The following is a 24,146-nucleotide window of genomic DNA, read 5'->3' on the forward strand; positions in this document are numbered from 1 at the left end:
TTTTACCTGCCTTTGTTGTCAGTCCACAGTGAACCCACAGTCAGCCCACAGTGAGCCCACGTTTTTCCAGTAAAAACGTGGGCTTACCATAGGTTAACTGTAAATTAATACTGGCCACAGCTACGCTTCAAATAAAGAGGAGGCCAGACACGGTATAAATGGTGTGGCCTCCTTTAAAGGAAGGGATAAAATGTATGTCTGTATTATTTAGTAGGCCAGATTGGGTTTTGGATTATTTTAGGGTTTAAAACAATCTGGTCATAAGGTATGGGCTGTAGATACATATAATCTTCAAATACCCTTTTTAAATTGTTCTGAACAATAATTACACCAAAGGTATCATTTGTCAGGTAATGTTGCGTACCGTTCACTACAAAATAAACTACACCTTTTACCGGATTGGCCGGCGCTGTTTTTACAAAGGATACATCGTTTACCCCATCTTCATTTAAATCGTACAGGGTATTCAGCGCCGGAACATACAGACCATCATAAGGTTTTAGCAACAATGAGCCAAGCTTCCAGCGCATCAGGTCGTCATACCTGAAACCTTCCATCGAAAGCTCGATGCCACGTTCTCTGCGGATTTCCAACAGATTTGCATCTGATATGTTTGTAAAATAATTGGTTTTCAGGTAATTATCGGCCGTGGTCGGCATTGCAGTATTTGTAATTCCTGCCCTTTCCCTTAGTACTTTAATGGTTGAGTTCCAATCGGTAACCGTAAAAGTGCCCAGTTCTGCCTTTGCCTCAGCAAAATTCAGCAACACTTCCGCGTAGCGGATGATGGGTAGTGAATTGCTGTTCTCGGCCTTACCATCGGTAGTTTTAGCATCCAGGGTAAACTTATAGGGCATATAACCCGTATAGGTATAAGTGAAATCGGGTGGTGCAGCGGCCCCTTCCCTTTTGTAATCGCCCATTCTAATGGTTTGCTGCAACCTCAGGTCCCTGCCTTTTACCTCATTCCAGAATGGTATGGCATTGTAACCGGTCTGATCGGTAAAACGGCTGCCATCGGCCTTTAAAAAGGTATTGATAAAGGATTTTGTAAAGCTCAGTCTTCTGCCGTAAGTAGCACTTGTCCAGTACCAGTTGGCATCATTAAGTACCCTTAACGTCAAACTGTTTACTGCTGCCAGCATCACTTCATTCGTTTTAGGCAGTTCATTGATGAACAGGTTGCGGTAGCTCATGTTCAATGTAGCTTCCTTATTGATCTGATACTGGTTTCCCAGCATTACTTTTGAGGCTGCATCAGCACTCTGTTCCAGCCAGAAACTGGCATCTGTAAAGCTGTATTCTGTATGGTATTTGCGGAAAGTACCTTCGTAAAGGCATACCCTCGACTTAAAGGCCAGTGCAACCCATTTGTTGATTTGGGAAGATGAGGCATCTTTAGCAGCCCTGATATTGGCGGCAGCAAAATCCAGATCGGCCAGCACCTTTTTCATTACAAAATCCCTGGGATCTCTTGGTTTGTAAATGTCAGGATCTGATACGTCCATGGTTTTATCATACCAGGGCACATCGCCAAACTGTTTTACCTTATCAAAATAAAACCATGCCCTGAAAAACCGGGCCAGACCTTCGAAGTGGTTTTTGGCTTCATCGGGAATACTGGCCTGTCCGAAGTGTTCCAGGAAGTAATTGATGTTCCTTAATGAAGTAAAGGACCAGGTTGCTGCAGGTGCCTGAACGGCATTGTAACTACCGGCAATATAGGCCGGAACGGTAGAGCCGGCCAGAAAGTCGCTGGTGCCATCAGCCCTTACTATATCATTACCTGTAGGCAGGGCATTGTAAAATGAATTGGCGTATAACTGCAGGTCTTTTTCTGTTTTGAACGCATTTGCGGGGGCAAGCTTATCAGGCGGATAAAGTTCGAACGACTTTTTACAGCCTGCCAGCAGCACTATTGTGGCAATAAAAATAATTCTTTTCATGATCATTTTATGATTGGATAAATTGATTATCGTGTTTATATAATTCATGCGGCAGCCTATAAAGTGACATTAAGACCAATGGTATAGGTTTTTAGCATAGGGTAAGCCATTCCTTGTCCTGCATTTTTGTTCAGTTCAGGATCGGCTTGTTCTATGTTTTCGGGATCCATGTTTTTGGTATGTTTAAACATGGGCGACCAAACCCAGAGATTTTGTCCGGTTAAATAAACACGCAAGGCCGACAAATGTATTTTTTTGATCAGGCCGGAAGGGAGATTATAGCCTACAGACAGATTTTTAAGTCTGATATAAGCTGCATTTTGCAGGTACTGGGTTTGTGCGTAAGTGAGCTCTCCGCCCGCATTTAATGCCGTATAACCGCGTAACCTTGGGTAGTAGGCATTTGGGTTTTCCGGCGACCACATGTTTTCTACCACATCTTTTGGGTGCCAGCTATATGGCCTGTTGTATGGGCCCCAGAACAGGGAATTGTCGGCCGTAGGCATGTAATCGCGTTTTCCTACGCCCTGAAAAAATACACCGAAAGAGAAGTTGTTCCAGTCGAAATTTGCGTTGAAGCCATATTGATAACGGATACTGCTGTTGCCGATCACTTTCTGATCGCCAGGATCGCTTAATGTTTTTGTGCCCTGGTTGATGATGTTGTCTCCGTTCAGATCTTTGAACTTGATGTCGCCCGGCAATGGTTTATTCGCTGCCGAAACCTTAATTAAGCTTTGGTTGGCATGGGTGTTGATGTCGTTCTGATCTATAAAATAACCGTCATTTACAAAACCCCAGATCTCTCCTACTTTCATACCCGGGTAATAAGTGGTAATGAGGTTGAGCGGGTTGTTGAAACGGTCGATGGTCGACTGGCTGTCAGACAGGGTAAACCTGAAATCATAGCCAATTGGCTTGCTGGTATTGATTTTATCACGCCAGCCGATAGAGAGCTCCCATCCGGTGGTTTTTAAGTCGGCATAGTTCCCTTTGGGTACTGCTGCACCAAAAGTAGCGGGTAAAGGAAGGCCTACGGTAAACATATCTGTAGTTCTTCTGATGTACCAGTCGAAATTGGTGGTCAGCCTGTTCCTGAACAGGGAAATATCGGCACCTAAATTGGTGGTAGTGGCTTTTTCCCAGGTCAGGCCATCAGGTATTACATTGGGTAACTGGGTATAGTTTGGCCTGATGCCACCCAGTACCATTGGCGACCTGGTTACCCCCATAGTTTGAAGGAACTGGTAAGGATCTATATTTCCGTTACCCAGACTTCCGTAAGAGGCACGTAGCTTAAACTCATTGACCGTATTTTTGATAGATTTCCAGAAAGGCTCTTCAGAAACCCGCCATCCGCCAGAGAAAGAAGGAAAAAAGCCATATTGCTGGCCTTCAGGAAATTTGGATGAGCCGTCGTACCTGCCGTTCACTTCAAACAGATACTTGCCTGCGTAATTGTAGTTGACACGGAAGAAACCGCCCAGGGTGATCCATTTGTTGCCCCCGCCGGTAAGGATGAAGTTCTGCCCGTCTACAAGAGAGAAATCCGGAAATTCAGGATTAATGAGGTTGTCGCGTTCTACAAACTGGTCTTTTTGTGTAGACTGTTCGTAATTGTAACCCAGTAAAGCGGTAAAGTTATGTTTCCCAAAGCTGTTGCTGTATTCGCCATAAGTATTTAAAGCCAGGTAGGTAAAATCCTGGTCAAGGTTGTTCATTTTGTTGATACCACGCTCCAGAAACACATTTGGTGCCGTACTGTAAGGTACCGGGCTATAGATAAAACGCCTGTTGAAAGAAGTTTTATCGAAGGTAAAGTCGCCGTTGATCTTTAGTTTATTGTCGAGGAAATTAGTAAAGACGCGGGAGGTATTTCTGGTTTGTTTGTTGGCTTCGTTCATGAAGTTGTTACCGGAAATGAAGCTGCCGAATACGATAGAGGCATTATCGGTAAGTGTACCATCGGGGTTCCTTAACATGGCAACAGGAAAAGCTTCATCAGAGATGCGTCGCCAAACCGGTGTATTGCTGGCATGGTTCAGGATCGGGAAGAAATAATCGCGCTGGTTAAAAGTAATGTCATTTTCAATTTTCAGCCAGCTGGTAGCCTGAATACTTCCTTTTGCGCGCAGGTTATACTGGTTAAATTTATCGGGGTTGTAACGGAATATACCACCCTGGTTGTTGTACCTTCCGGAAATGTAGAAAGCTGTTTTATCGCTGCTGCCCGAAACACTGATTTGCTGCTCCATGGAGGGCGTATTGTCGGCATACAATTCTTTTAGCCAGTCGGTACTGCCATAATAAATGTATTTGCCGGTGGCGGGGTCAATTTCAGTTGAGGGCCCTATGCCTGCTTCATAGCGCTTTTTAAGTTCTTTAAGATATTCCTGTGACCATGGAAACACGCTGTTGGCCTTTTGCGGATCGGCACTATAATCGTTCCATGAACTGAAGGCATCGTTAAATACCTGTGCCCATGGGTAGCCCTCGGTAACCAGATCGGGCCTGATGGTCTGATAATTAAGAGAATAACCAGAAGTATAGTTAATGGTAGCCTTTTCTTTTGCAGGGGCTTTGGTGGTGATCAGTACTACACCAAAACTACCTCTGGCGCCATAAATGGCTGCTGATGCTGCATCTTTTAACACAGTAACACTCTCTATATCATTGGGGTTGACGAGGTCGGGATTGCCAGGGACACCATCTATCAATACCAGTGCGGAGCCACCGGCACCAATGGAAGTGGTACCACGAACGTTATAGGACGATGTCCGGGTAGGTTTTCCGTCGGTCATTCTGATGTTTAAATTTGGGATAACACCCTGTAAACCTTTAGTGGTACTGGTAAGGGGGCGGTTTTCGAAAACTTCTTTACCAACCTGATCAACTGCACCGGTAAGGTTTACTTTTTTCTGGGTGCCATAACCCACCACTACAACTTCAGAAAGTTCTTTCTGTTCTTCAAGCAGTTTAATGTTGATGGTGGTTTTGCCTGCTACCGGTATTTCCTGGGTTTTAAAACCAACATACGTAAATATCAGCGTTCCTTTATTGGGTACTTTGATCTGGTATATACCCTCTGCATTGGTGGTGGTTGCCGTATTGGTTTCCTTATGTTTGATGCCGATGCCCGGTAAGGGAATCCCTTTCAGGTCGACCACTTTTCCGGTTACTATTTTTAAAGTATCGGCAAGGATACGGCCAGCAGCCTGCCTTACCTGTATGACAATGGTTTTGTCTTTTATGGCGTAGGTTAAGTTTACGGGTGCCAGAATTTGTGAGAGGGCCTCATCAAGTGACATGTTTTTAACGCTTACGTTTATTTTGGCATCCTCGTTAAACTTTTCCGGAGGCCAAATGATATTCATGCCCGTCTGCTTCCTGATTTCCTTAAATACCTGGTTTAAAGAAGTCCCTTGCTTTGACAAGGTTATCCGCTGTGCATGTCCTATAGCACTAACATGCATAAAGCAAACGGTTATGATCAGAATGGTAAGCTTAGCTCGCATAATTATTCTTCTTTTACTGGCCTCACTGATCTGGCAAAAAGCCAGGCCCGAAAGCAAGGGTTGTCCCAAAGCATAGACTAGCTGCCTAAGGCGGGATAGGTTATAAAAAATCATATATTTGGTGTTGGTTTTTATTAAATAATTGTGTTTCTGCAATTTGTTGGGATAAGACCAAAATATCCGGGGGTGTTAGCCGCACTCCCGGTTTTTTGCTTATCCGGATGGTAAAAATTTACAACATGGCCGTAATCCTCCTTCCTTCTACTTTAAAGTGGACCAGACCGGTAAGTTCCAGAATGGCCAATACCTGGGCAGCATTTTCGAATCGGGAGACATTTCCACTGAAAACCTGATCTTTAACTGTCTTGTTCTGATAGGTAACCTCTACATCGTACCATCTTGAAACCTGCCGCATTATGGTTTCAAGGGTAGTTTTATCAAATGTGAAATAGCCGTTTTTCCATGCTATTGCGGCCTCAGTATCTACCTTGCTTATTTCAAACCTATTGGTATGGAAACTGGATTGCTGTCCGGGTTTAAGAAGGGCCTGGGTATGGTTAGACAGGTTTGATACTTTAACTGAGCCTTCAATCAGCGTAGTTTTGATATCCGGCTCATCTTCATAACCATTGATGTTGAAGTGTGTACCCAATACTTCCAGTACCTGGTTATTGCTGATTACTTTAAAAGGTGCGTTTTTGTTTTTGGTAACTTCAAAATATGCTTCGCCTTTAAGTTCGATCAGCCGCTCTGTTTTACTGAAGGAAATGGGGTATTTCAGTGAGGAATTTGCATTTAGCCAGACTCTGGTGCCATCGGAAAGAATGAGCTGATATTGTCCCCCACGTGGGGTTTCTATGGTATTGAAACTTAATTTTGATGTGGCAGCTTGCTGTTGAATGTGATATATCAGTTGACCGGATGCTGTTTTGGTGAGCTGAACACCAGCCTGTGTTGACACTTTTCCGTTAAGGACATCATCAAGTGGCACCCTGGTTCCGTTGGCCAGTGTAAGTATAGCTTTGTTGGTACCAGGTAACAGTTCATTTTTTGCATGGATCTGTTTATTTATTGTTTTATGCTGTGTATTTTGATACTGAGAATAGAAAAATATTCCGGCAAACAGCAGGAGGATTACTGATGCTGCAGCAGCTAATTTTTGATAAGGCCATTTAGATTTGACCTTTGGTTTTCTTTGCGTTTTATGCATCATAGAATTGTAGAGCTGCTCCCATTGTGCGTTGGTATGGTGTTGCTCGGGGCCGGTATGCTGCCACAGGAGTTTCAGTTCCCTTTGTAAAAAATCGTTATTGCTGTGATGATCTAAAAGTTGAAACAACTCGTCAAGTTCACCTGCTGTACAATTGTTGTGGATGTAACGGTCTAATAAAAAGGATATTCTTTCCTGCTTATTCATACATGGAGGTTATTTGGTTATGCTATGTACTGGTAAGACGAAAAAAAATGAAGAGCGGCCTAATGGCTGGGTATTATTTTTTTAAAAAAAATAATATGAGCAAAATGAGCTCAAAATTCGTGTTTAAGTGATGACGAATAAAATGGAGGGAATCGAGCATGTGGTTTTTTACAGTACTTTTTGAAAGTTGCAGGTGACTGGCGATCTGATCGTAGGTCATGTGCTGCTCGCGGCTAAGGCGGAATACAGATTTACGCTGTGGCGATAGCTGTGCTACCGCTTTATCGATGTTGGATTTTAATTCGTTTAGCAATAATTGATCGTCTGGCTGGTCGGCAGCTGGTGTATTGATCTGGTCCCAGAGCAATTCGACCAATACGCGGTCTTTTGCGGCCATGCGTAGAAAGTCGAGCGACTTATTTCTGGCGATGTGAAAAAGGAATGCCGGGAAGTTCCTTATTTCTGTCAGGACCTCTCCGCTTTCCCATATTTTCATAAATACATCCATTACAATTTCTTCTGCCGTTTCCCTTGATTTTGTGATCTTGAAAATATAGGCAAATAATTTATCACGGTGTTTCCTAAATAAGCATTTAAACGCTTCTTCATCACCCTTACTAATGGACAGTAACAGATCGTCATCAATTAATTTCATGGTTTAATTGATTATTTGGTTAGGTAGCCATAAATTTAGCATTTATCTTTCAAAGTGTTTAATTTATTCAAAAATAAACATTAAAAAATCTTATATTTTCTTTTAATATATTAAATAAGTATTAAATTTTCATTAACAAAAATTTAAAGAAGAGCCAGGGCGACCAGGGCGAAATTAACAGGGCTGAGCATATGCCGGGATATAAAATTAAATAGCAATAATGTTTTAATTTAAATTACTTTATTTGTATAATTTTACCATACAAAACAACTAACCGACTTAATGCAGTTTAAACAGTTTACCTGGCAGATAGCCTGGGATTATCAAGCGTTCCGAATAAAGTTTATTGTTGGGATGCTCATTCTTATTGCAATTCTAATTTTTATTCCTCATTTCTTTTTACGTATTGAGGCGCGTGAGGGAAATGTGTTGAATGACCTGGTACTGGCGAATTTACCGGCAATAGATGTTTCGGCATATATATTTATCATATTGTATGCCATGATTGGCTTGTTCCTTTACAGGATGTCTAAAAATACACTGATGTGCCTTACGGCCTTATGGGCATTTATATTTTTGTGTGCAGCGCGGATCATCACGATAACCCTGGTGCCGCTTAACCCGCCCGTTGGTATCATTAATCTGGCTGACCCTTGTTCTATTTTCTTTTACCGCTCCAACGTAATCACTAAAGACCTGTTTTTTTCGGGCCATACAGCTACCATGTTTCTGGGCGCATTGTGTCTGGAGAAAAGAAATGATAAGGTTATAGCTTTTATTGCTACAATTATAATTGCCGGACTGTTGCTGATCCAGCACGTTCATTATACCATTGACATTATGGCTGCTCCGATCTTTACCTGGTTGTGCTGGTATTTAGGAAAGTCAATGGCTAAGATCTAACTAATCTTGTAATCACGGAGGCTTTTAAGCTGATTATTTAGTACCTAAAGGGAGGATGAGCTCCCTTTAGAACTAAATATATACGAGAACGCACCAATCTTCTTATACAGCTTTAAAAAACCCTGATACAACTAGTGCACCAGGACTTTAATGTTCATCATAGATGGATGATTAACTAAAAGTATAAAAGAAAGAATTCACCTGCAATTATATTACACCAACCTTATGTTTACCGTGGTTAATTATGTATTTTACGTGGTGAATGAAAATGAATGGTTTGAAATATGTGAATCGGGATAAAAAAAAATTGCCACAATACCTCGTTTTTATGATGAATATCCATAAGTTTGATAGATGATGATGAGCGTAAATTAAAAAGGCATTTCCATGGACAGCAAACTAAATTGTGTTATTATTGATGATGAGAAACATGCTGTTGATCTGCTGGCGGATTATATTGAAGCAATGCCAAATCTGCAATTGTTAAAGTATTTTACTGATCCGCTTAAGGCATTGATGGAAATTACTTTGGAAGATAATATTGATGTTCTTTTTATGGATGTTGACATGCCGGGAATGACAGGACTGGATTTATCCCTGGCCATTAGGTATAAAACCAAATATCTTGTTTTTACTACTGCGCATTCCAAATATGCAATTGATGCTTTTGGTGTACAGGCAAATGAATATCTTTTAAAACCGATTTCTATGACCAAATTTGCATTGATGATCAATCGGTTGCTCAAGTCAGAAATTAATCTTAAAAGAGAAATGAAAGATGAGGATTTCTTTTTTATTAAAACGGATCAGGTTCAGAAATACGTAAGGGTTAATCTGAGAGACCTGGTTGCTATTGAAGGTTTAAACAATTATGTAAAGATCCATACCGTTAGCGGTATGCATATTGCTTATTTAACAATGAAGGAGCTGGAGACCAAATTAGAGGGTAACAGTTCGTTTATACGTGTTCAGCGGTCTTTCATTATCTCAATGGATTTCATTAATAAAGTTGAAGGTGCAAGTATTACACTGAACAATAAACTGGAGGTTCCACTTGGAACAACTTATAGGAAACAGTTTTTAACTTTTTTAGAAAGGAACACGCTGAGATCTAACCGGAATATATCAGATTAGGGACTGGTTGCCCAAATACTATGATATCTATACACGACTATATTACATAAAATGAAAGAGGCTTTTACAAGATGTTTTAATTTTTTATACAAGCACCGCATTCATTTTATTGCCTGGTTCTTCTTTATATTTTACGAAGTCATCATAAGTGGAATACTCAGGGGGTATTTTGCAACTGCTGGTAATTATGTTTTATTTTATGTACTTAATATCTGCCTTTTCTACTTTCATGCTTATGTGATTATGCCTGCGGCGAAATCGCATACCAAACATGGGATATGGTTATTACCCCTGCTAATTGTAATTGAGGTGGTCTTTTATGTGCCTTTTTCAATATTATTGGCGGGATTTTTAAATAAATATGCCGGACTAATGCTTGTAGCACCCGCAACACTGACTAAAACTGCAGTAGTCACTTCAGTTTGGAGAACCATTTATTTTATTCTTTTTTCTTCTGGTTACTATTATCTGGTCAATTATTTAAAAGAACGAAAAATTACACAGGAAGCTGAGAAAGAGAAATTAATTATGATCATTGAAAATCAGAACGTGCAGGCTGAACTGATCAAATCCCAGTATGCACGTTTAAAAGCACAGATCAATCCGCACTTTTTGTTCAATACCCTGAGCTTCATTTATGCAAGTGCACGTAAAAAGGCGCCGGAAGCTGCTGAAGCCATAATTACTTTAACGGATATGATGCGCTATTCTATCCAGGATGATGATGAAAAGATCTTTACGGATATTGCACTTGAAATTGAACAAATAGAAAACCTGATTAAACTTTATCAGATAAAATCGGAAACCAAACTGAATGTTATTTTAGAATATGATGCTGATTTGGCCAAAATTCAGATTATTCCTTTGGTACTGATTACACTTGTTGAAAATGTGTTTAAACATGGGGATCTTTTACAGGAAGCCCACCCGGCTTTAATTAGCATTAATCTTGCGCACAATATCCTGATTATTGAAACCAGAAATTTAATTAATTTAAATGGTTCTGTAATCAGTCATAACATCGGTTTGGATAATATCAAAAAAAGAATACAAATGGTTTATGGTGACAAGGCCTTTCTGCAGACGGATAGAGACAAAAGCAATTATTTCAATGTTTTACTGAGTATTGAATTGAATTAACAAGAAACATTAAAAAAGCCTTCATCTTATTGGTGAAGGCTTTTTTAATGTCTGGCTTAAGCGTATTGTTTATTTTCCCTTAAATGCGTTTAAGCCGCTTTGCAGGTAAGCTGCATATTCCTTTGCATCGAATATAGCTCCCTGGGGTTTTACCAGTGGGTTCAGGTCATGACCCGCCAGTACATATAAGGGTTGTGCATTGGAGCCGTATTTTGTAGCCTGGAAATCCAGGTTCCAATAACCCAGGTCATCCGTATTGCGTTTCAGCACACTGGAATAATGGACCTTGTCTTTCTCCATTTTGATGTTGCGGTCGTCGGCATACAGCTGGATCAGTACATATTCCTCTTTGATCAGTCTGCCCACCTCCTGGTCCACCCATACCAGGTCTTCCATTCTGCGGCAGTTTACACAGGTATGCCCTGTAAAATCAAGCAGTACAGGTTTGTTTACTTTTTTTGCATAGGCCAGTCCTTCTTCCAGTTCAAAGAAAGGATGGAAACCTACCGGGGCTTTTAAAGATCCGCTGTATTTGACATGGGCCGGAAAATCTGCAGCTACACTTCCTGAAGCTGAGGACTGGTTGCCGTTCAGGATAAAGTCCTGGGTATTCATTGGTGGGGCCAGTCCGCTCAGTACGCTTACCGGAGCGCCCCACAGCCCGGGCACCATGTACAGCGCAAAGGAAAAAGAAAGAATGGCCAGGAACAACCTGGGAACAGATACATAAGGTACCTCACTGTCGTGGGAGAACCTGATCTTCCCCAGTAAATAGATCCCCATCAGCACAAAGATCACGATCCACAGCACCAGGAAGATCTCCCGGTCAAACCATTCCCAGTGCCAGGCCAGGTCGGCCGATGACAAAAACTTTAAGGCCAGGGCCAGTTCCAGGAAACCCAGGCATACCTTTACGCTGTTCAGCCAGCCTCCGGATTTGGGCATACTGCTCAAAAAGCCGGGAAATATGGCCGATAAGGTAAAGGGAAGGGCCAGGGCCAGGGCAAAACCAAACATACCGACGGCCGGGCCCAGTAACTCTCCTTTGGAACTGGCATCTACCAGTAAGGTACCGATGATCGGACCGGTACAGGAGAAAGAGACCAGGGCCAGTGAAGCAGCCATAAAAAAGATGCCTGCCAGGCCTTTGCTGTTATCGGCCTTGTTGTCTATCTTATTGACGAAAGCACTGGGCAGGGTAATTTCGAAGGCCCCGAAAAAAGAGATGGCAAATACCACCAGCAAAATAAAGAACAGAAAGTTGAACAAACCGCTTGCACTCAATGCATTCAGGCCGGCCGATCCGAACAAAACAGTGATCAGCAGGCCAAAACCTACATAAATGACAATGATCGAAAGCCCATAGATCAGGGCCTGGCCAATGCCTTTGCCTTTACTGCCTGCCCTTTTGGTAAAATAACTGATGGTAAGGGGCACCATGGGAAAGATGCAGGGCATCAGAAAGGCCAGAAAACCACCTACCAGTCCGGCTATAAAGGTTCCCCAAAGGGTTTTGTCCGCTTCAGCTGCAGGGGCTTTATTGCCCGGTGCAGCCGCAATGCCGGCTGCGCCAGCTGCCGGCACAACTGCAGCTTTGGCTGCAACCGTATCAGCGGGGCTAACAGTATCAGGGGCAATTTCGGTAAACTCCAGACCGGAAAGGCTCGTATCGGCTTCCTGGGCATGGACTGTAGCAGCTGATGCAAAGAAGATTAAGCAGCCAATGACAAGCACTTTCGTGCTTGTCAAATAGTTTTTTAAGGTCATTACTGTTTTATTTTACAGGAATAGAGAAGTCAACGGTTTCTGGTGGCAGACATTGTGAATCATCGCATACCATATATTCAAGTGTTCCTTTCACAATTGCATTTGCACCGGTAAGTTTTACTTTTTGCTGGAAAATAACTGACTTTTCAAAATAACTTACATTCATGTCAAATGATTTCTCGAATTTAACAATTGCTTTTGGTTCAGTTGTTTTACCTACAGTTTTGTAAGCTTTTGATGGAGTGAATTTAAAACTTGTTTTTACAGGCCCGCCATCAGCCATATTTTGTGAATATAAATGCCATCCTTCGTCAATAGTGGCTTTAAGGTACAAAGTAGCTTCTGTTTTTGAGGTTTTCTTGGCGGCATAGCTCCACTTTACAGGTTTCAAAATCTGACTACTTACCGTAAGGCTAAATAGTAATCCAACAGTTAACAAGATTAGGTTTTTCATTATTTATCGTTTTTTTATGTGTTAGCAAATTTATGCATTTCCTCTAACATCACGGTTATTCAATAGTGTAAATTAAATGATACCCCTTATTTAACATTATAAATTGCTATATCCCACCCCCTAAAGACCGGTAAAGTTCTACAGTTGCGCTGAGCTGTGCTGTTTTAATGGCTGCAAGTTCGAGTTCGCTTTGCAGGGAATTACTTTGGGCCGTAATGACTTCAAGATAGGTGGCCATCCCACTTTTAAATAGCATGTTGGCATTTCTAACGGCTTGCTGTAAGGTATTTACCCTATTTCTGGAAATATCGTACTGCAATTTTAATTTTTCTATTTTCACAAGTTCATCAGAAACTTCAGTAACTGCATTAAGGACAGCCTGACGAAACTGAATTACGGTTTTTTCTCTGTCTATCTTAGCGATCTCATACTGTGTTTTCAATTGCCGTCTCTGTAATAGCGGTTGGGTAAGTCCGCCTGAAACCATGCCAAATAATGAAGCCGGAACATTAAACCAGTTACTGGCCTTGAATGAATTTACTCCTCCAGTTGCGGTAATGTTCAATGTTGGATACATACCTGCCTTTGCTACCCCTACTTTGGCATTGGCAATATCCAGAGACAGTTCTGCACTTTTAACATCCGGTCTTTTACTTACCATCGCAGAAGGATATCCGGCAGATGGCTTGTCGGGTATAAATGTTTTGTCCAGACTTGTTTTGCGATCAATTGCTCCGGGGATACGTCCAGTAAGCATGCTCAAGGCATTTTCCTGAATAGTTATGTCCTGTTGAAGCTTAGGGATCAGTTGTGCTGACACAAGTTGCTGTGCCTGCGCTTGCTGTATAGCAAGTGAACTAACCTGTCCGGCATCAAATTGCAACTTTACAATAGTTAATGTGCTATCACTTAAAGCAAGATTCTTCTTGGCAATGCCTATTTGTGCATCCATCATCAATAACCTGTAATATCCCTGAGCAATGCTGGCGATCAATTGGGTTTGTACGGTTTTTCTTGCTTCCTCGGTCTGAAGATAAGTAGCCAAAGCTCCTTGTTTCTGGCTTCTTATTTTTCCCCAGATATCAGCTTCCCATGTTAACCCCAGGCTGGCATTAAAATCCTCAATATGGCTTGTCTTTAAAAACTCACTGGTGCTCAGCCCATTAATACTATTGTTTGAAGGGTTATTTGAACTACCTGTGATCTGCAGGTTCAATTGAGGAAGATTGCCAAGTTTAGCCTGTTTAAGTAACTGGCTGGTTGATTCAATATTCTTTATCGCAATTTGCAGATCGTAATTTCTTATCAAAGCTGTATCAATAAGATTTCTCAGCTCCTTTTCAGGAAAAAAGTCGACGATAGCCTGATTACCTATGCTCAATGAATCTGTGCGCTCTGCATTTCTGAAATGCTCAGGAATGGCTGTTTTAGGAACTGGTATGTCTTTCGATACCTTACATCCCCCAAGTATACTTATAGTGATCAGGATCACTAATATTTTTATATATGCATTCATTTTATGTTTTTGTTATTTAGGCGATTAAGAATATATCATTTCTGAATCAACTTTTACAGCAGGATGTGTTTCATTTTCAGCAACAACAGGTTTTCCAGATACCTTTTCCTGCAGGTGCTGGAAAATCACAAATAATACGGGTATGATAAATAAGCCCAATATTACTCCGGACAGCATACCACCAGCCGCGCCAATACTGATGGAGTGATTACCCTGGGCAGAAGGACCGGTTGCGATACTCATCGGGAACAATCCGAAAACAAAGGCCAGTGAGGTCATGATGATCGGACGAATCCTTAATCTTGCTGCTTCAATAGCAGCGTCTACCAGACCCCGCCCTGCTTTACGCCGCTGTACAGCAAACTCAATGATCAGAATGGCATTTTTAGCGAGGAGTCCGATGAGCATGATCAATGCAACCTGGACATAGATGTTATTTTCTATACCTGTTAAGCCCAGGACTACAAATACACCAAAGATACCGGTTGGGATAGACAATATAACGGCTAAAGGCAAGAGATAACTTTCGTACTGTGCTGACAGTAAAAAGTATACAAAAACCAGACACAATATAAATATGACTGTCGATTGTCCACCCGACGAAATTTCCTCTCTGGTTTGTCCGGAGAATTCATAAGCAAAGCCTGATGGCAATTCTTCTTTGGCGGTTTCCTGAATAGCCCTGATGGCATCGCCAGAACTATAACCTGGTTTTGGGATGGCATTTACCTGGATGGAATTAAATAAATTGTAGCGTGATGCAGTTTCTGAACCAAATACCCTGGTTAATTTAACCAATGTATTGATTGGTACCATTTCGCCGGTTTTACTTTTTACGAAAACACGGTCAATAGATGCCGGGTCTGTCCTGTCGGCAATATCAGCCTGAACTACCACCCTGTAATACTTGCCAAAACGGTTAAAATCTGAAGCCTGGGCACTACCAAAATAAGCCTGCATGGTTTGCAGTACATCTTTCACATTTACACCAAGCTGATTGGCTTTATCGTCGTCAACTTCTAATTGTAACTGCGGATAATCTGCTTTAAAGGATGTGAATGCAAAGGCGATTTCTTTCTTGGCCATTAGTTTGCCGATAAAATTATTGGCTATGCCACTAAAATTATCCAGTTTACCCCCTGTTTTATCCTGCAGGACTAAATCCAAAGCTTCTACATTACTAAATCCAGGAACCGTAGGGAAACTAAAGACGAAGAAATTACCACCGGTTAAGGCGCCCAGTTTTCCTCTGATGACATTCTGGATGAGGTTAATGTCTTTAATTTCACCTCTTTCTTTATTTGGTTTCAACAAAACAAAAATTACAGCAGCAGAGGGACTATTTGAATTTGTTAACAAATTGAAACCGGAAATTGCTGTAACAAACCTTGAGGCAGGTAAAGCACTCAGCTCATCCTCTGCCTGTTTAAGCAATTTGGTTGTTCCGTTTAACGATGTTCCGGATGGTGTAGAAACGGCAATGGCTACAAACCCTTGATCTTCTGTTGGTATAAAACCAGATTTGGTATTCCGTACCAGAAATATGGTTGCCAGAACAATGATGAAAAGTCCACCCATACTGACCCATTTATGTTTAATCAGAAACTTTAAGCCGCCTACATACCTGTTGGTCATTGCATTAAAACTACTGTTAAAACCTATATAGAATTTTTGTATAAAAGTCTTTTTAACCTGGGTATGGCCTTCTGCAGTATGGTTACTTTTCAGAAATAAAGCAGCAAGCGCGGGACTTAAGGTTAGGGCATTTACTGCAGATATCACAATGGCAATAGACATAGTGAATGCAAACTGCCTGTAGAAAATACCTGTGGAGCCCGTCATAAAACCTACAGGTAAAAATACTGCGGCCATTACCAGCGTAATCGAGATCAGTGCACCCGTAATTTCACGCATGGCCTCTGTTGTGGCAGCCTTAGCACCAAGGCGTTTCTGTTCCATCTTTGCGTGAACCGCTTCTACCACCACAATGGCATCATCGACCACAATACCGATAGCCAATACCAGGGCGAACAACGTTAGTAAGTTGATGGAGAAACCAAATAGATTCATGAAGAAAAAAGTACCCAAAATAGATACAGGAACCGCGATTGCAGGAATTAATGTTGATCTGAAGTCCTGCAAGAAAATGAACACCACAATAAATACCAATATAAAAGCTTCTATTAAAGTATGTATTACCTGTTCAATGGATTCATCAAGCGCATTTTTTGTTTTATAAAAGCTATTGTAACTGATGCCGACAGGGAAATCCTTTGCCGCCTTTTCCATTACTTTATCTACGGCAATCTGGATTTCATTGGCATTTGAACCTGCTAACTGGATTATACCGATTACAATTCCATCTTTTCCATTTAAATGACTGTTACTGGTATAAGAATAAGCACCCAGTTCGACACGGGCAACATCTCTTAAATGTAAAACAGAACCATCTTCATTGGCACGAATTGCAATATTTTCGTATTCTTCGGGTTTGTTAAGCTTTCCTTTATATTTAATTACATATTCGAATACTTCGTTACTTCTTTCCCCTAATTTACCTGGTGCAGCCTCTATACTTTTATCCTGGATAGCGGCCATTACTTCATTAGGTGTAATTTTATAATTGGCCATTTGAGTTGGATTTAACCAAACCCTCATGGAATAATCCTTAACACCACCAAATATAGCGGCCGAACCTACACCGGGAATCCTCTTAATTTCAGGAATAATATTGATCTGTGCATAATTGGCTACAAAGGTCTGGTCATATTTTTTCGGATCTTCTGTGTAAACACCAATGGCATTAATGAAACTATTTTGTTGTTTGGTTGTGGTGATCCCCTGTTGTACAACTTCTGAAGGTAGCTGACTGGTAGCCTGTGCCACACGGTTCTGAACGTTTACAGCTGCCTGGTCGGGATCGGTACCTTGTTTAAAATAAACAGTGATGGCTAGTGTTCCGTCATTACTGGCAGTGGAGCTCATATAGCTCATGTTTTCTACTCCGTTGATGGATTCTTCCAGTGATGGCGCAACGGAACGCAACACGGTCTCTGCATTGGCCCCAGGATAAACGGCTGCAACCAGTACTGCCGGAGGAGCGATATCAGGGAATTGCTGTAAAGGCAATTTTGTTAAACCAAGTACTCCCAGAATTACCAATAAAATGGAGATCACTGTAGAGAGTACCGGTCTTTCTATAAATTTTTGGAACATGACTTTAATGTTAAAATTTGCTTGTTATTTTTTTGTTATAGCAACAACCTTATCTGTCGCTTTTTGTGGTGCAATTACAACTCCCTCCTGCAAACGGTCTAATCCACTCAAGACGATCTGGTCGCCGGCTTTTATTCCATCTTTAACCAGATAATTGTTTCCTGCTTTACCAATAATGGTTATGGCTTGTTTTTTTACCTTATTACTATCTGCAAGTGCAAATACAAATACTTTGTCCTGCACTTCAATTGTGGCCACCTGCGGTACAACTAACGCATTATTGTGTTGAAGGCTCAATCTTATTTTTCCGGTATTTCCAGATCTGAGCAGTCCATCCGGATTTGGAAATTTAGCCCGCACTGTAATGGCCCCTGTTGTTTTATCAAATTGTCCGTCGATCACATCAATTTTTCCTGATCTGGCATATTCAGTATTGTCGGCCAGAATTAACTTTACCGCAGGAAGCTGTTTGATTTTCTCATTCAAAGTCTGCCCCGGATACTGATCTTTGAAATTCACAAAATCTTTCTCCCCTAACGCGAAGTATACATGTACATCATGAACATCCGACAAATTTGTCAATGCTTCAGCGTCTGTTGCTGTGACTAAGCTTCCCTGTTTTTTAAGGAGACGGCCAATATATCCGCTCACCGGTGCTTTGATTAAAGTATATCCTAAGTTTATTGATGCTGTGGCCACATTAGCCTTCGCCTGCTCGATGTTTGCTTTAGCAACCTGTGCAGTGGCTTTGGCTGATTTTAGCTGAAACTCTGAGATTACCTTATTCTGAACTAAGGGTGTTAATCGCTCAACCTCGAGCTGGGCATTAATTAATGAAGCTTCTGCAGAATGTTGACTGGCAAGCGCATTATTTAAAGCAGCTCTGTAAGGCTGTTCATTGATTTTAAAAATTGGCTGACCTGAATTTACAAAAGCGCCTTCATCAATATATACTTTTTCAAGTGTACCACTAACCTGTGGCCTGATTTCGACATTGACTGTACCCTCTATGGATGCGGGATAATCCTGGAAAGTAGTTTCTGATCCTGTGGTAATACTTGCCACAGGTAAGGCTGGTGGAGCAGGTGCAGCGGCCTGAGGAGTTTTATCTGCACAGCCCATTAGAAATAGTGCTGCAAGTAATATAGTTGTCTTCATAACGTGTATAGATAATTTAACGGTGTTAAGTTGCGAGGGGTAAAAGAGGTTATTATTCATGATTATTTAGTTTATTTTTAACGTGTATAAGTTATTTAACGATGTTAAGTATTGGTGTCAAAAAAAGGCTTTTATAGTTAAAGCCTTTCATTTTTATTAATCGTTTATATATTTTATGATTCCTTTGAGTGCATCTCTTAAAATATGTTGGTTCATGGCTTCGTCTCTGCCTTTATTGACCATATTAATAGAAATTAATCCATGAACAATAGACCAGAAAGTATAATATTTTCTGCAGATTACGCTTTCATCAGGTTCTTCCGCCTTCATCAGGTCTTTAATGGTATCAAAGAACAGGTTATCTAAAAAGTCTATTTCCGGCATTGATTTCTTTTGTTCGCAACAGATCATATCTACCCCGTACATCAACTGATAAAATTCTTTATACTCAAAAGCAAAGTTCCAATATGCTATCCACATGGCTTCCAGTTGGCTGGCAGTTTCTGTGTGCTCGTTTTTAGCGGTTTTAATTTTTTCACCCAGCATGATATAGCCTTGTCGGGTTAACTCCAGCAGTATAGCATCTTTATTAAAAAAGTATTCATAAATAATCGGGGCAGTATATTCTATCTTATCTGCAATCTTTCTCATGCTTAAAGCCTGCCATCCCTCTTCTTTAACGATTTGTAAGGCTGCATCGAGAATATTTGCCCTCGTGTCTTCTTTAAGCCTTTGGATACGTTCTTTACTTCCCATTACATTTAGTTAAGATGTATAAATAATCTAACACCGTTAAGCAAATTTATAAACAGTTATTACAGTCTGTATCATTGCTTTGTCAAGTTATTTATACGGTTCATTTTAATATTAAATAACATTCATTTAATCAGCTTATTAAGATAGTTATTCTCAATTGATAAATCAAATTGGTTTTTTTGTGTTTGTTGGCATATCCTGAAAAAATAACCAAAATAAAATAAAGAAAATTAATCTTATCGCCTTAATAGTTGCAAATTAGCGTTTCTATTTAAAAGAGGAATGAGCATGAACAACAGCGTCACATTAAGAGATATTGCCAAAGCGCTTAATTTATCTATTTCTACAATTTCGAAGGCTTTAAATGATAGTCATGAAATCGGTGCAGAAACTAAGCAAAAGGTTTTAGACTATGCAAAGAAACACCATTACTCGCCCAATAGAATGGCAAAAGGGCTTAAAGAAGGTAAAAGCCGGTCTATAGGTGTTGTGGTCTGCTCTTTAGACAATAACGTTATTTCCCAAATGCTGGATGGGATCCATAAAGCTGCAACGGATAAAGCCTATCAGATCATTATTATGCAAAGTAAGGAATCTGAAAGACTGGAAAGTGCTTGTATAGAATTGCTATATGCGGGAGGTGTAGATGGAATCCTGATTTCTCCGGCATATGAAACTATAAACTTCAGTTACCTTATTGCCCTTCAGGAATCAGGTTTGCCCATCGTGTTATTTGACCGGCTGATTGATCAGGTCAATACCCATAAAGTTGGAGCAGATAACTTTAAAGGTGCTTATGATGCAACGATGCACCTGATCAACAACGGATACAAAAATATTGCTCATTTAAATACGAATACCATATTGAGTATAGCTACCGATCGTTTAAACGGATATAAACAGGCACTTGCAGATAGTGGTATTAAATACAGACCGGAATTATTGCGGTCATGTAATTATACAGATGCAAATAAGTTAAATGAAGATTTAGAGCAGGCTATTAAATATTACATGAGCCTGAAGGATAAACCTGACGCTATATTTACAGCTACGGACCAGATCAGTACCAGGTGTTTGGTCCTGCTCAATAAGCTGGGCTATAAAATTCCCGATGATGTTGCTTTAATTGGCTTTACCAATACTGAGCTTGCTGATGCGATGAACCCCGCTTTAAGTACAGTACATCAGCCAGCTTTCGAGATTGGCCAGCTTGCAGCTGAAAAATTACTGGCCCTGATTGAAAAGAAGGACCTGAATGAAGGCTATGAAACTGTTATGCTGCCAACACAGATCAAGGTGAGGGCATCATCTCAATCTAAAATCAGGTAAAAAGCAGAACCCCATACAATGGGGTTCTGCTGTAGCTTAATAATTACCAGTTATACCCAGCTCCAGTCCGCGCAACTCTGCCAATCCGCGCAAACGGCCAATTGCAGAATAGCCAGGATTGGTAACTTTGTTTAAGTCGTCCAGCATCTGATGTCCGTGATCCGGCCTGAAAGGCATTGGTGTAGCTCTTTTTGCATTTTCTGCAACAATTGCTTTCATAATTTCATACATATTCACATCACCACCCAAATGATCAGCTTCATAAAAATTACCCTCTTCATCTTTGGTAACATTGCGAAGGTGAAGAAAGTATACCCTTTCTTTTACGGCTTCAAAAATATCATTTAAATTATTGGACACACCAGCTCCCAGTGAACCTGTGCAATAGCAAATTCCATTAAATGGTTTATCTACGCTTCTAAGAATACTTACCAGGTCTTCTTTTGTACTGGCAATCCGGGGTAGACCAAGAATGGCATAAGGAGGATCATCAGGATGGATGGTCATATTTATACCGGTTTCCTCACATACATCTGCGATTCCATTTAGAAAATAAGCCAGATTTTTTTTCAGTCCTTCTCTGCCAATTGATTTATATTCTTCTATACTGGTACGTAAAGCTTCGAGTTCAATTTCTTTTTCATTAGGTATCCCCATTAATACGTTGATCTTGAGTTCATTCAGTTCGTCAGTATTCATGGTAGCAAAACGATCCTTTGCCCGGCTTCTTATATCCGCTGAATAATCGGCATCAGCACCTTCCCTTTTCAGGATAAAAAGATCAAAAACGGCCAGGTCAAGCCAGTTAAAGTATAAAGCCTTTGAACCGTCGGTCATGGTTAAATCCAGCTGTGTGCGTGTCCAGTCGAGCACAGGCATAAAGTTATAGCATACTGTTTTTATACCGCAAGCTGCTAGGTTTTTTAATGTTGTTTTATAATTTTCGATGTAGTGGTCTGCATTGCTCCTGCGCGTTTTAATTGCTTCATGGACTGGAACACTTTCTACAACTGCCCATTGCAGACCCGATGCTTCAATAATTGACTTTCTTTCCAGGATGTCTTCCAGCGGCCAGATTTCTCCATGAGGAACATGATGCAGGGCGGTAACAATTCCGGTTGCGCCTGCCTGTTTAACATCCTGTAAGCTTACCGGATCTGATGGCCCATACCAACGCCAGGTTTGTAATAATTTATGTTTTACTGTATTCATTTGTTTATATTATATCTTTAAATTATACCCCACTATAAGCATTAAAGCCACCATCTACCAGGATAGTTTCTCCGTTAACAAAGGCTGACGCATCGCTTAATAAATAGATCAATGTGCCATTTAATTCTTCAGGACTCCCCAAACGACCAAAAGGGGTATGATTTACGAAACGTTGCGCCCTATCTGTAAATGTGCCATCCGGATTGGTTAATAATGAGCGGTTCTGTTCTGTTAAGAACACCCCCGGTGCCAGTGCATTAACCCTTACTTTATCGCCATAACGCTGGGCAAGCTCTACCGCCATCCACTTTGTATATCCTTCTATTGCATTTTTTCCCATTGTATAACCCAAAACACGGGTTAAAGGGCGTTGTGCTGCCAGTGAAGAGATATTCACAATGGATCCTTTGCCTTTTTCTGCGATAACCCTTCCAAATACATGTGTAGGATAAACCGTTCCAAAAAGATTAAGTTCGACAGCTTTTTGAGTGTCGGCCACGTTTATATCAAATATATTCTGATCAGGAGAAATGGTAGCGCCAGGAATATTGCCCCCTGCAGCATTGACAAGTCCGTCAATGGTACCCCATGTATTCAGTATCTGATTTTTTGCCGCAACCAATGCCTCTTCATTTAGCACATCAGTGATTACCGCAATTGCCTCTCCCCCAGCTTCGGTAATGGCCTTTACGCGCGTATTGGCTTTATCTTCATTTCGCCCTAAAATGGCAACTTTTGCACCGGCAGCAGCAACAGCCAGCGCAAATGATTCTCCTAATACACCAGTTGCCCCGGTAATTACGATCACCTTGTTCTCTAATGAAAACAGATCTTTGCTCTTCATATTGTTTATTTAAAACGAGTTAATTAATTCTATCAATGTTAATGAAATTTAATCTCGGAAGGCAATAATAGAAACTAAATATTTACGAAATCGTTTGAAATTTATTAAATAAAATACTTTACTTCTATTTGATAGGGAGAACCTGTATTATTGCAATCTGAAATCATTAAATTTATGCTAAATCAAGAAAACATATTGGTATTCGGGGAATTATTGTTGCGGTTCAGTTCTTCCGAAGATCAATTTATTTCTAAGAACCACACTGTTTCTTTATTCCCCGGAGGATCTGAAGCGAATGTTTCCGCTTCATTGGGGCAATGGAATATTCCTTGTTCTTATGTGAGTTGTGTACCAGATAATGCACTTGCCAATAATGCTTTACAAACTTTGCAGGAATTGGGTGTTGATACGGGCAGAACTGTGCTGCAAGGCAGCAGACTAGGTTTGTATTTTCTACTTTCTGCGAATGGTTTAACCAATGGCGAGGTGGTATACGACAGAAAATATTCTTCATTCAGCAATCTGAAGCCCGGCACCATCGACTGGGATCAGGTTTTGGAAGGCCATACCTGGTTTCACTGGACGGCACTTACCCCTGCTTTAAATGAAAATATGGCTGCTGTTTGTGAAGAAGCGCTGAAAGTTGCAAGAAGAAAAGGATTAAAAATATCCGTAGATCTGAACTACAGGAGCAGGTTGTGGGATTACGGTAAGCAGCCTATTGAGGTAATGCCTGATCTGGTAAAATATTGTGATGTGATTATGGGAAATATATGGGCAGTAAATAAAATGCTTGGCATTCCTGTTGATGAGCACTTAAACCGTCAAACCCCTCCTGAAATATACAAAACACATGCAGATGTTTCTGCTGCCGCTGTATTTAGTAATTTCCCACAGTGCAGACATATTGCTTATACTTTCCGTTTTATGGATAACCCAAAGCACAATTTATTTTATGGTACTTATCATACACCCGATGGTAATTATATTTCTCCGGTACTGGAAACCAATGAGGTATTAGACCGGATTGGCAGTGGTGATGCTTTTATGGCAGGCTTAATTTATGGTTTATCAACCACTAATGATGGGCAGGAAATTATAAATAAAGCAACAGCATCCGGCTATAAGAAGCTTTTTGTAAAAGGGGATTTTGGTGATGGTGCTATTTAAATTGCAAATTGTAA

17 protein-coding genes are annotated in these 24,146 nt (G+C 40.8%); 5 read left to right on the forward strand and 12 right to left on the reverse strand.

From position 1 onward, the window contains the following. Window positions 1–203: 203 nt before the first annotated feature. From PHEP_RS11150 to PHEP_RS11165, 4 genes are all read right to left on the reverse strand, one after another. A complete protein-coding gene (locus PHEP_RS11150; RefSeq protein ID WP_036674505.1) occupies window positions 204–1,946 on the reverse strand; it encodes a RagB/SusD family nutrient uptake outer membrane protein in 1,743 nt (580 codons plus the stop codon). A gap of 56 nt (window positions 1,947–2,002) precedes the next feature. Further along, entirely contained in the window at window positions 2,003–5,575 is a 3,573-nt protein-coding gene (locus PHEP_RS11155) for a SusC/RagA family TonB-linked outer membrane protein (protein ID WP_015808066.1), read from the reverse strand. A gap of 118 nt (window positions 5,576–5,693) precedes the next feature. Continuing rightward, window positions 5,694–6,878, reverse strand: coding sequence for a FecR family protein (locus tag PHEP_RS11160; RefSeq protein ID WP_015808067.1), 1,185 nt, complete (start codon window positions 6,876–6,878; stop codon window positions 5,694–5,696). 73 nt (window positions 6,879–6,951) lie between these two features. After that, the gene (locus PHEP_RS11165) at window positions 6,952–7,533 is read right to left on the reverse strand and encodes an RNA polymerase sigma factor (RefSeq protein ID WP_015808068.1); all 582 of its coding nucleotides are present in this window, start codon (window positions 7,531–7,533) and stop codon (window positions 6,952–6,954) included. A 282-nt stretch (window positions 7,534–7,815) separates the two neighbouring features. On the opposite strand from PHEP_RS11165, the gene PHEP_RS11170 reads away from it, so the two are divergent. From PHEP_RS11170 to PHEP_RS11180, 3 genes are all read left to right on the forward strand, one after another. Next, a complete protein-coding gene (locus PHEP_RS11170; protein WP_015808069.1) occupies window positions 7,816–8,436 on the forward strand; it encodes a phosphatase PAP2-related protein in 621 nt (206 codons plus the stop codon). A 387-nt stretch (window positions 8,437–8,823) separates the two neighbouring features. Further along, window positions 8,824–9,570, forward strand: coding sequence for a LytR/AlgR family response regulator transcription factor (locus PHEP_RS11175; RefSeq protein WP_015808070.1), 747 nt, complete (start codon window positions 8,824–8,826; stop codon window positions 9,568–9,570). A gap of 51 nt (window positions 9,571–9,621) precedes the next feature. Further along, on the forward strand, window positions 9,622–10,710 hold the full coding sequence (locus PHEP_RS11180; protein WP_015808071.1) for a sensor histidine kinase: 1,089 nt from the start codon (window positions 9,622–9,624) through the stop codon (window positions 10,708–10,710). Window positions 10,711–10,779: 69 nt separating this feature from the next. Here PHEP_RS11180 and PHEP_RS11185 read toward each other — a convergent pair whose 3' ends face one another. From PHEP_RS11185 to PHEP_RS11210, 6 genes are all read right to left on the reverse strand, one after another. Further along, a complete protein-coding gene (locus tag PHEP_RS11185) occupies window positions 10,780–12,477 on the reverse strand; it encodes a protein-disulfide reductase DsbD family protein (protein WP_015808072.1) in 1,698 nt (565 codons plus the stop codon). A 7-nt stretch (window positions 12,478–12,484) separates the two neighbouring features. Beyond that, on the reverse strand, window positions 12,485–12,931 hold the full coding sequence (locus tag PHEP_RS11190; RefSeq protein ID WP_015808073.1) for a protein-disulfide reductase DsbD N-terminal domain-containing protein: 447 nt from the start codon (window positions 12,929–12,931) through the stop codon (window positions 12,485–12,487). Between the two features lie 106 nt (window positions 12,932–13,037). Continuing rightward, window positions 13,038–14,447 (reverse strand): TolC family protein, encoded by a 1,410-nt coding sequence (locus PHEP_RS11195; protein WP_015808074.1) that lies wholly within the window; start codon window positions 14,445–14,447, stop codon window positions 13,038–13,040. Between the two features lie 24 nt (window positions 14,448–14,471). Beyond that, window positions 14,472–17,663: an efflux RND transporter permease subunit gene (locus tag PHEP_RS11200; RefSeq protein ID WP_015808075.1), complete on the reverse strand. Its 3,192-nt coding sequence runs from the start codon at window positions 17,661–17,663 to the stop codon at window positions 14,472–14,474. Window positions 17,664–17,687: 24 nt separating this feature from the next. Beyond that, entirely contained in the window at window positions 17,688–18,821 is a 1,134-nt protein-coding gene (locus tag PHEP_RS11205; RefSeq protein ID WP_143715730.1) for an efflux RND transporter periplasmic adaptor subunit, read from the reverse strand. 156 nt (window positions 18,822–18,977) lie between these two features. Continuing rightward, window positions 18,978–19,577, reverse strand: a complete 600-nt coding sequence (locus PHEP_RS11210; protein ID WP_015808077.1) for a TetR/AcrR family transcriptional regulator — start codon at window positions 19,575–19,577, stop codon at window positions 18,978–18,980. A gap of 288 nt (window positions 19,578–19,865) precedes the next feature. Between PHEP_RS11210 and PHEP_RS11215 the strand changes: the two genes are divergently transcribed. Then, window positions 19,866–20,906, forward strand: coding sequence for a LacI family DNA-binding transcriptional regulator (locus PHEP_RS11215; RefSeq protein ID WP_036674029.1), 1,041 nt, complete (start codon window positions 19,866–19,868; stop codon window positions 20,904–20,906). Between the two features lie 36 nt (window positions 20,907–20,942). On the opposite strand, the gene uxuA is transcribed toward PHEP_RS11215, so the two are convergent. Then, on the reverse strand, window positions 20,943–22,118 hold the full coding sequence (gene uxuA, locus PHEP_RS11220; RefSeq protein WP_015808079.1) for a mannonate dehydratase: 1,176 nt from the start codon (window positions 22,116–22,118) through the stop codon (window positions 20,943–20,945). A 22-nt stretch (window positions 22,119–22,140) separates the two neighbouring features. Then, window positions 22,141–22,962, reverse strand: a complete 822-nt coding sequence (locus tag PHEP_RS11225; protein WP_015808080.1) for an SDR family oxidoreductase — start codon at window positions 22,960–22,962, stop codon at window positions 22,141–22,143. 174 nt (window positions 22,963–23,136) lie between these two features. On the opposite strand from PHEP_RS11225, the gene PHEP_RS11230 reads away from it, so the two are divergent. Next, window positions 23,137–24,132, forward strand: coding sequence for a sugar kinase (locus PHEP_RS11230; protein WP_015808081.1), 996 nt, complete (start codon window positions 23,137–23,139; stop codon window positions 24,130–24,132). The last annotated feature ends 14 nt before the right edge of the window (window positions 24,133–24,146 follow it).

It is taken from the genome of Pedobacter heparinus DSM 2366 (assembly GCF_000023825.1).
Lineage (GTDB): Bacteria > Bacteroidota > Bacteroidia > Sphingobacteriales > Sphingobacteriaceae > Pedobacter > Pedobacter heparinus.

What these genes read in the sequence shown, in the direction of transcription:
- PHEP_RS11215 (WP_036674029.1), top strand. Translation starts at nt 19,866, where the DNA reads ATGAACAACAGCGTCACATTAAGAGATATTGCCAAAGCGCTTAATTTA.
- PHEP_RS11165 (WP_015808068.1), bottom strand. Translation starts at nt 7,533, where the DNA reads ATGAAATTAATTGATGACGATCTGTTACTGTCCATTAGTAAGGGTGAT.
- uxuA (WP_015808079.1), bottom strand. Translation starts at nt 22,118, where the DNA reads ATGAATACAGTAAAACATAAATTATTACAAACCTGGCGTTGGTATGGG.
- PHEP_RS11210 (WP_015808077.1), bottom strand. Translation starts at nt 19,577, where the DNA reads ATGGGAAGTAAAGAACGTATCCAAAGGCTTAAAGAAGACACGAGGGCA.
- PHEP_RS11160 (WP_015808067.1), bottom strand. Translation starts at nt 6,878, where the DNA reads ATGAATAAGCAGGAAAGAATATCCTTTTTATTAGACCGTTACATCCAC.
- PHEP_RS11185 (WP_015808072.1), bottom strand. Translation starts at nt 12,477, where the DNA reads ATGACCTTAAAAAACTATTTGACAAGCACGAAAGTGCTTGTCATTGGC.
- PHEP_RS11155 (WP_015808066.1), bottom strand. Translation starts at nt 5,575, where the DNA reads ATGATTTTTTATAACCTATCCCGCCTTAGGCAGCTAGTCTATGCTTTG.
- PHEP_RS11195 (WP_015808074.1), bottom strand. Translation starts at nt 14,447, where the DNA reads ATGAATGCATATATAAAAATATTAGTGATCCTGATCACTATAAGTATA.
- PHEP_RS11205 (WP_143715730.1), bottom strand. Translation starts at nt 18,821, where the DNA reads ATGAAGACAACTATATTACTTGCAGCACTATTTCTAATGGGCTGTGCA.
- PHEP_RS11170 (WP_015808069.1), top strand. Translation starts at nt 7,816, where the DNA reads ATGCAGTTTAAACAGTTTACCTGGCAGATAGCCTGGGATTATCAAGCG.
- PHEP_RS11230 (WP_015808081.1), top strand. Translation starts at nt 23,137, where the DNA reads ATGCTAAATCAAGAAAACATATTGGTATTCGGGGAATTATTGTTGCGG.
- PHEP_RS11225 (WP_015808080.1), bottom strand. Translation starts at nt 22,962, where the DNA reads ATGAAGAGCAAAGATCTGTTTTCATTAGAGAACAAGGTGATCGTAATT.
- PHEP_RS11200 (WP_015808075.1), bottom strand. Translation starts at nt 17,663, where the DNA reads ATGTTCCAAAAATTTATAGAAAGACCGGTACTCTCTACAGTGATCTCC.
- PHEP_RS11180 (WP_015808071.1), top strand. Translation starts at nt 9,622, where the DNA reads ATGAAAGAGGCTTTTACAAGATGTTTTAATTTTTTATACAAGCACCGC.
- PHEP_RS11175 (WP_015808070.1), top strand. Translation starts at nt 8,824, where the DNA reads ATGGACAGCAAACTAAATTGTGTTATTATTGATGATGAGAAACATGCT.
- PHEP_RS11150 (WP_036674505.1), bottom strand. Translation starts at nt 1,946, where the DNA reads ATGAAAAGAATTATTTTTATTGCCACAATAGTGCTGCTGGCAGGCTGT.
- PHEP_RS11190 (WP_015808073.1), bottom strand. Translation starts at nt 12,931, where the DNA reads ATGAAAAACCTAATCTTGTTAACTGTTGGATTACTATTTAGCCTTACG.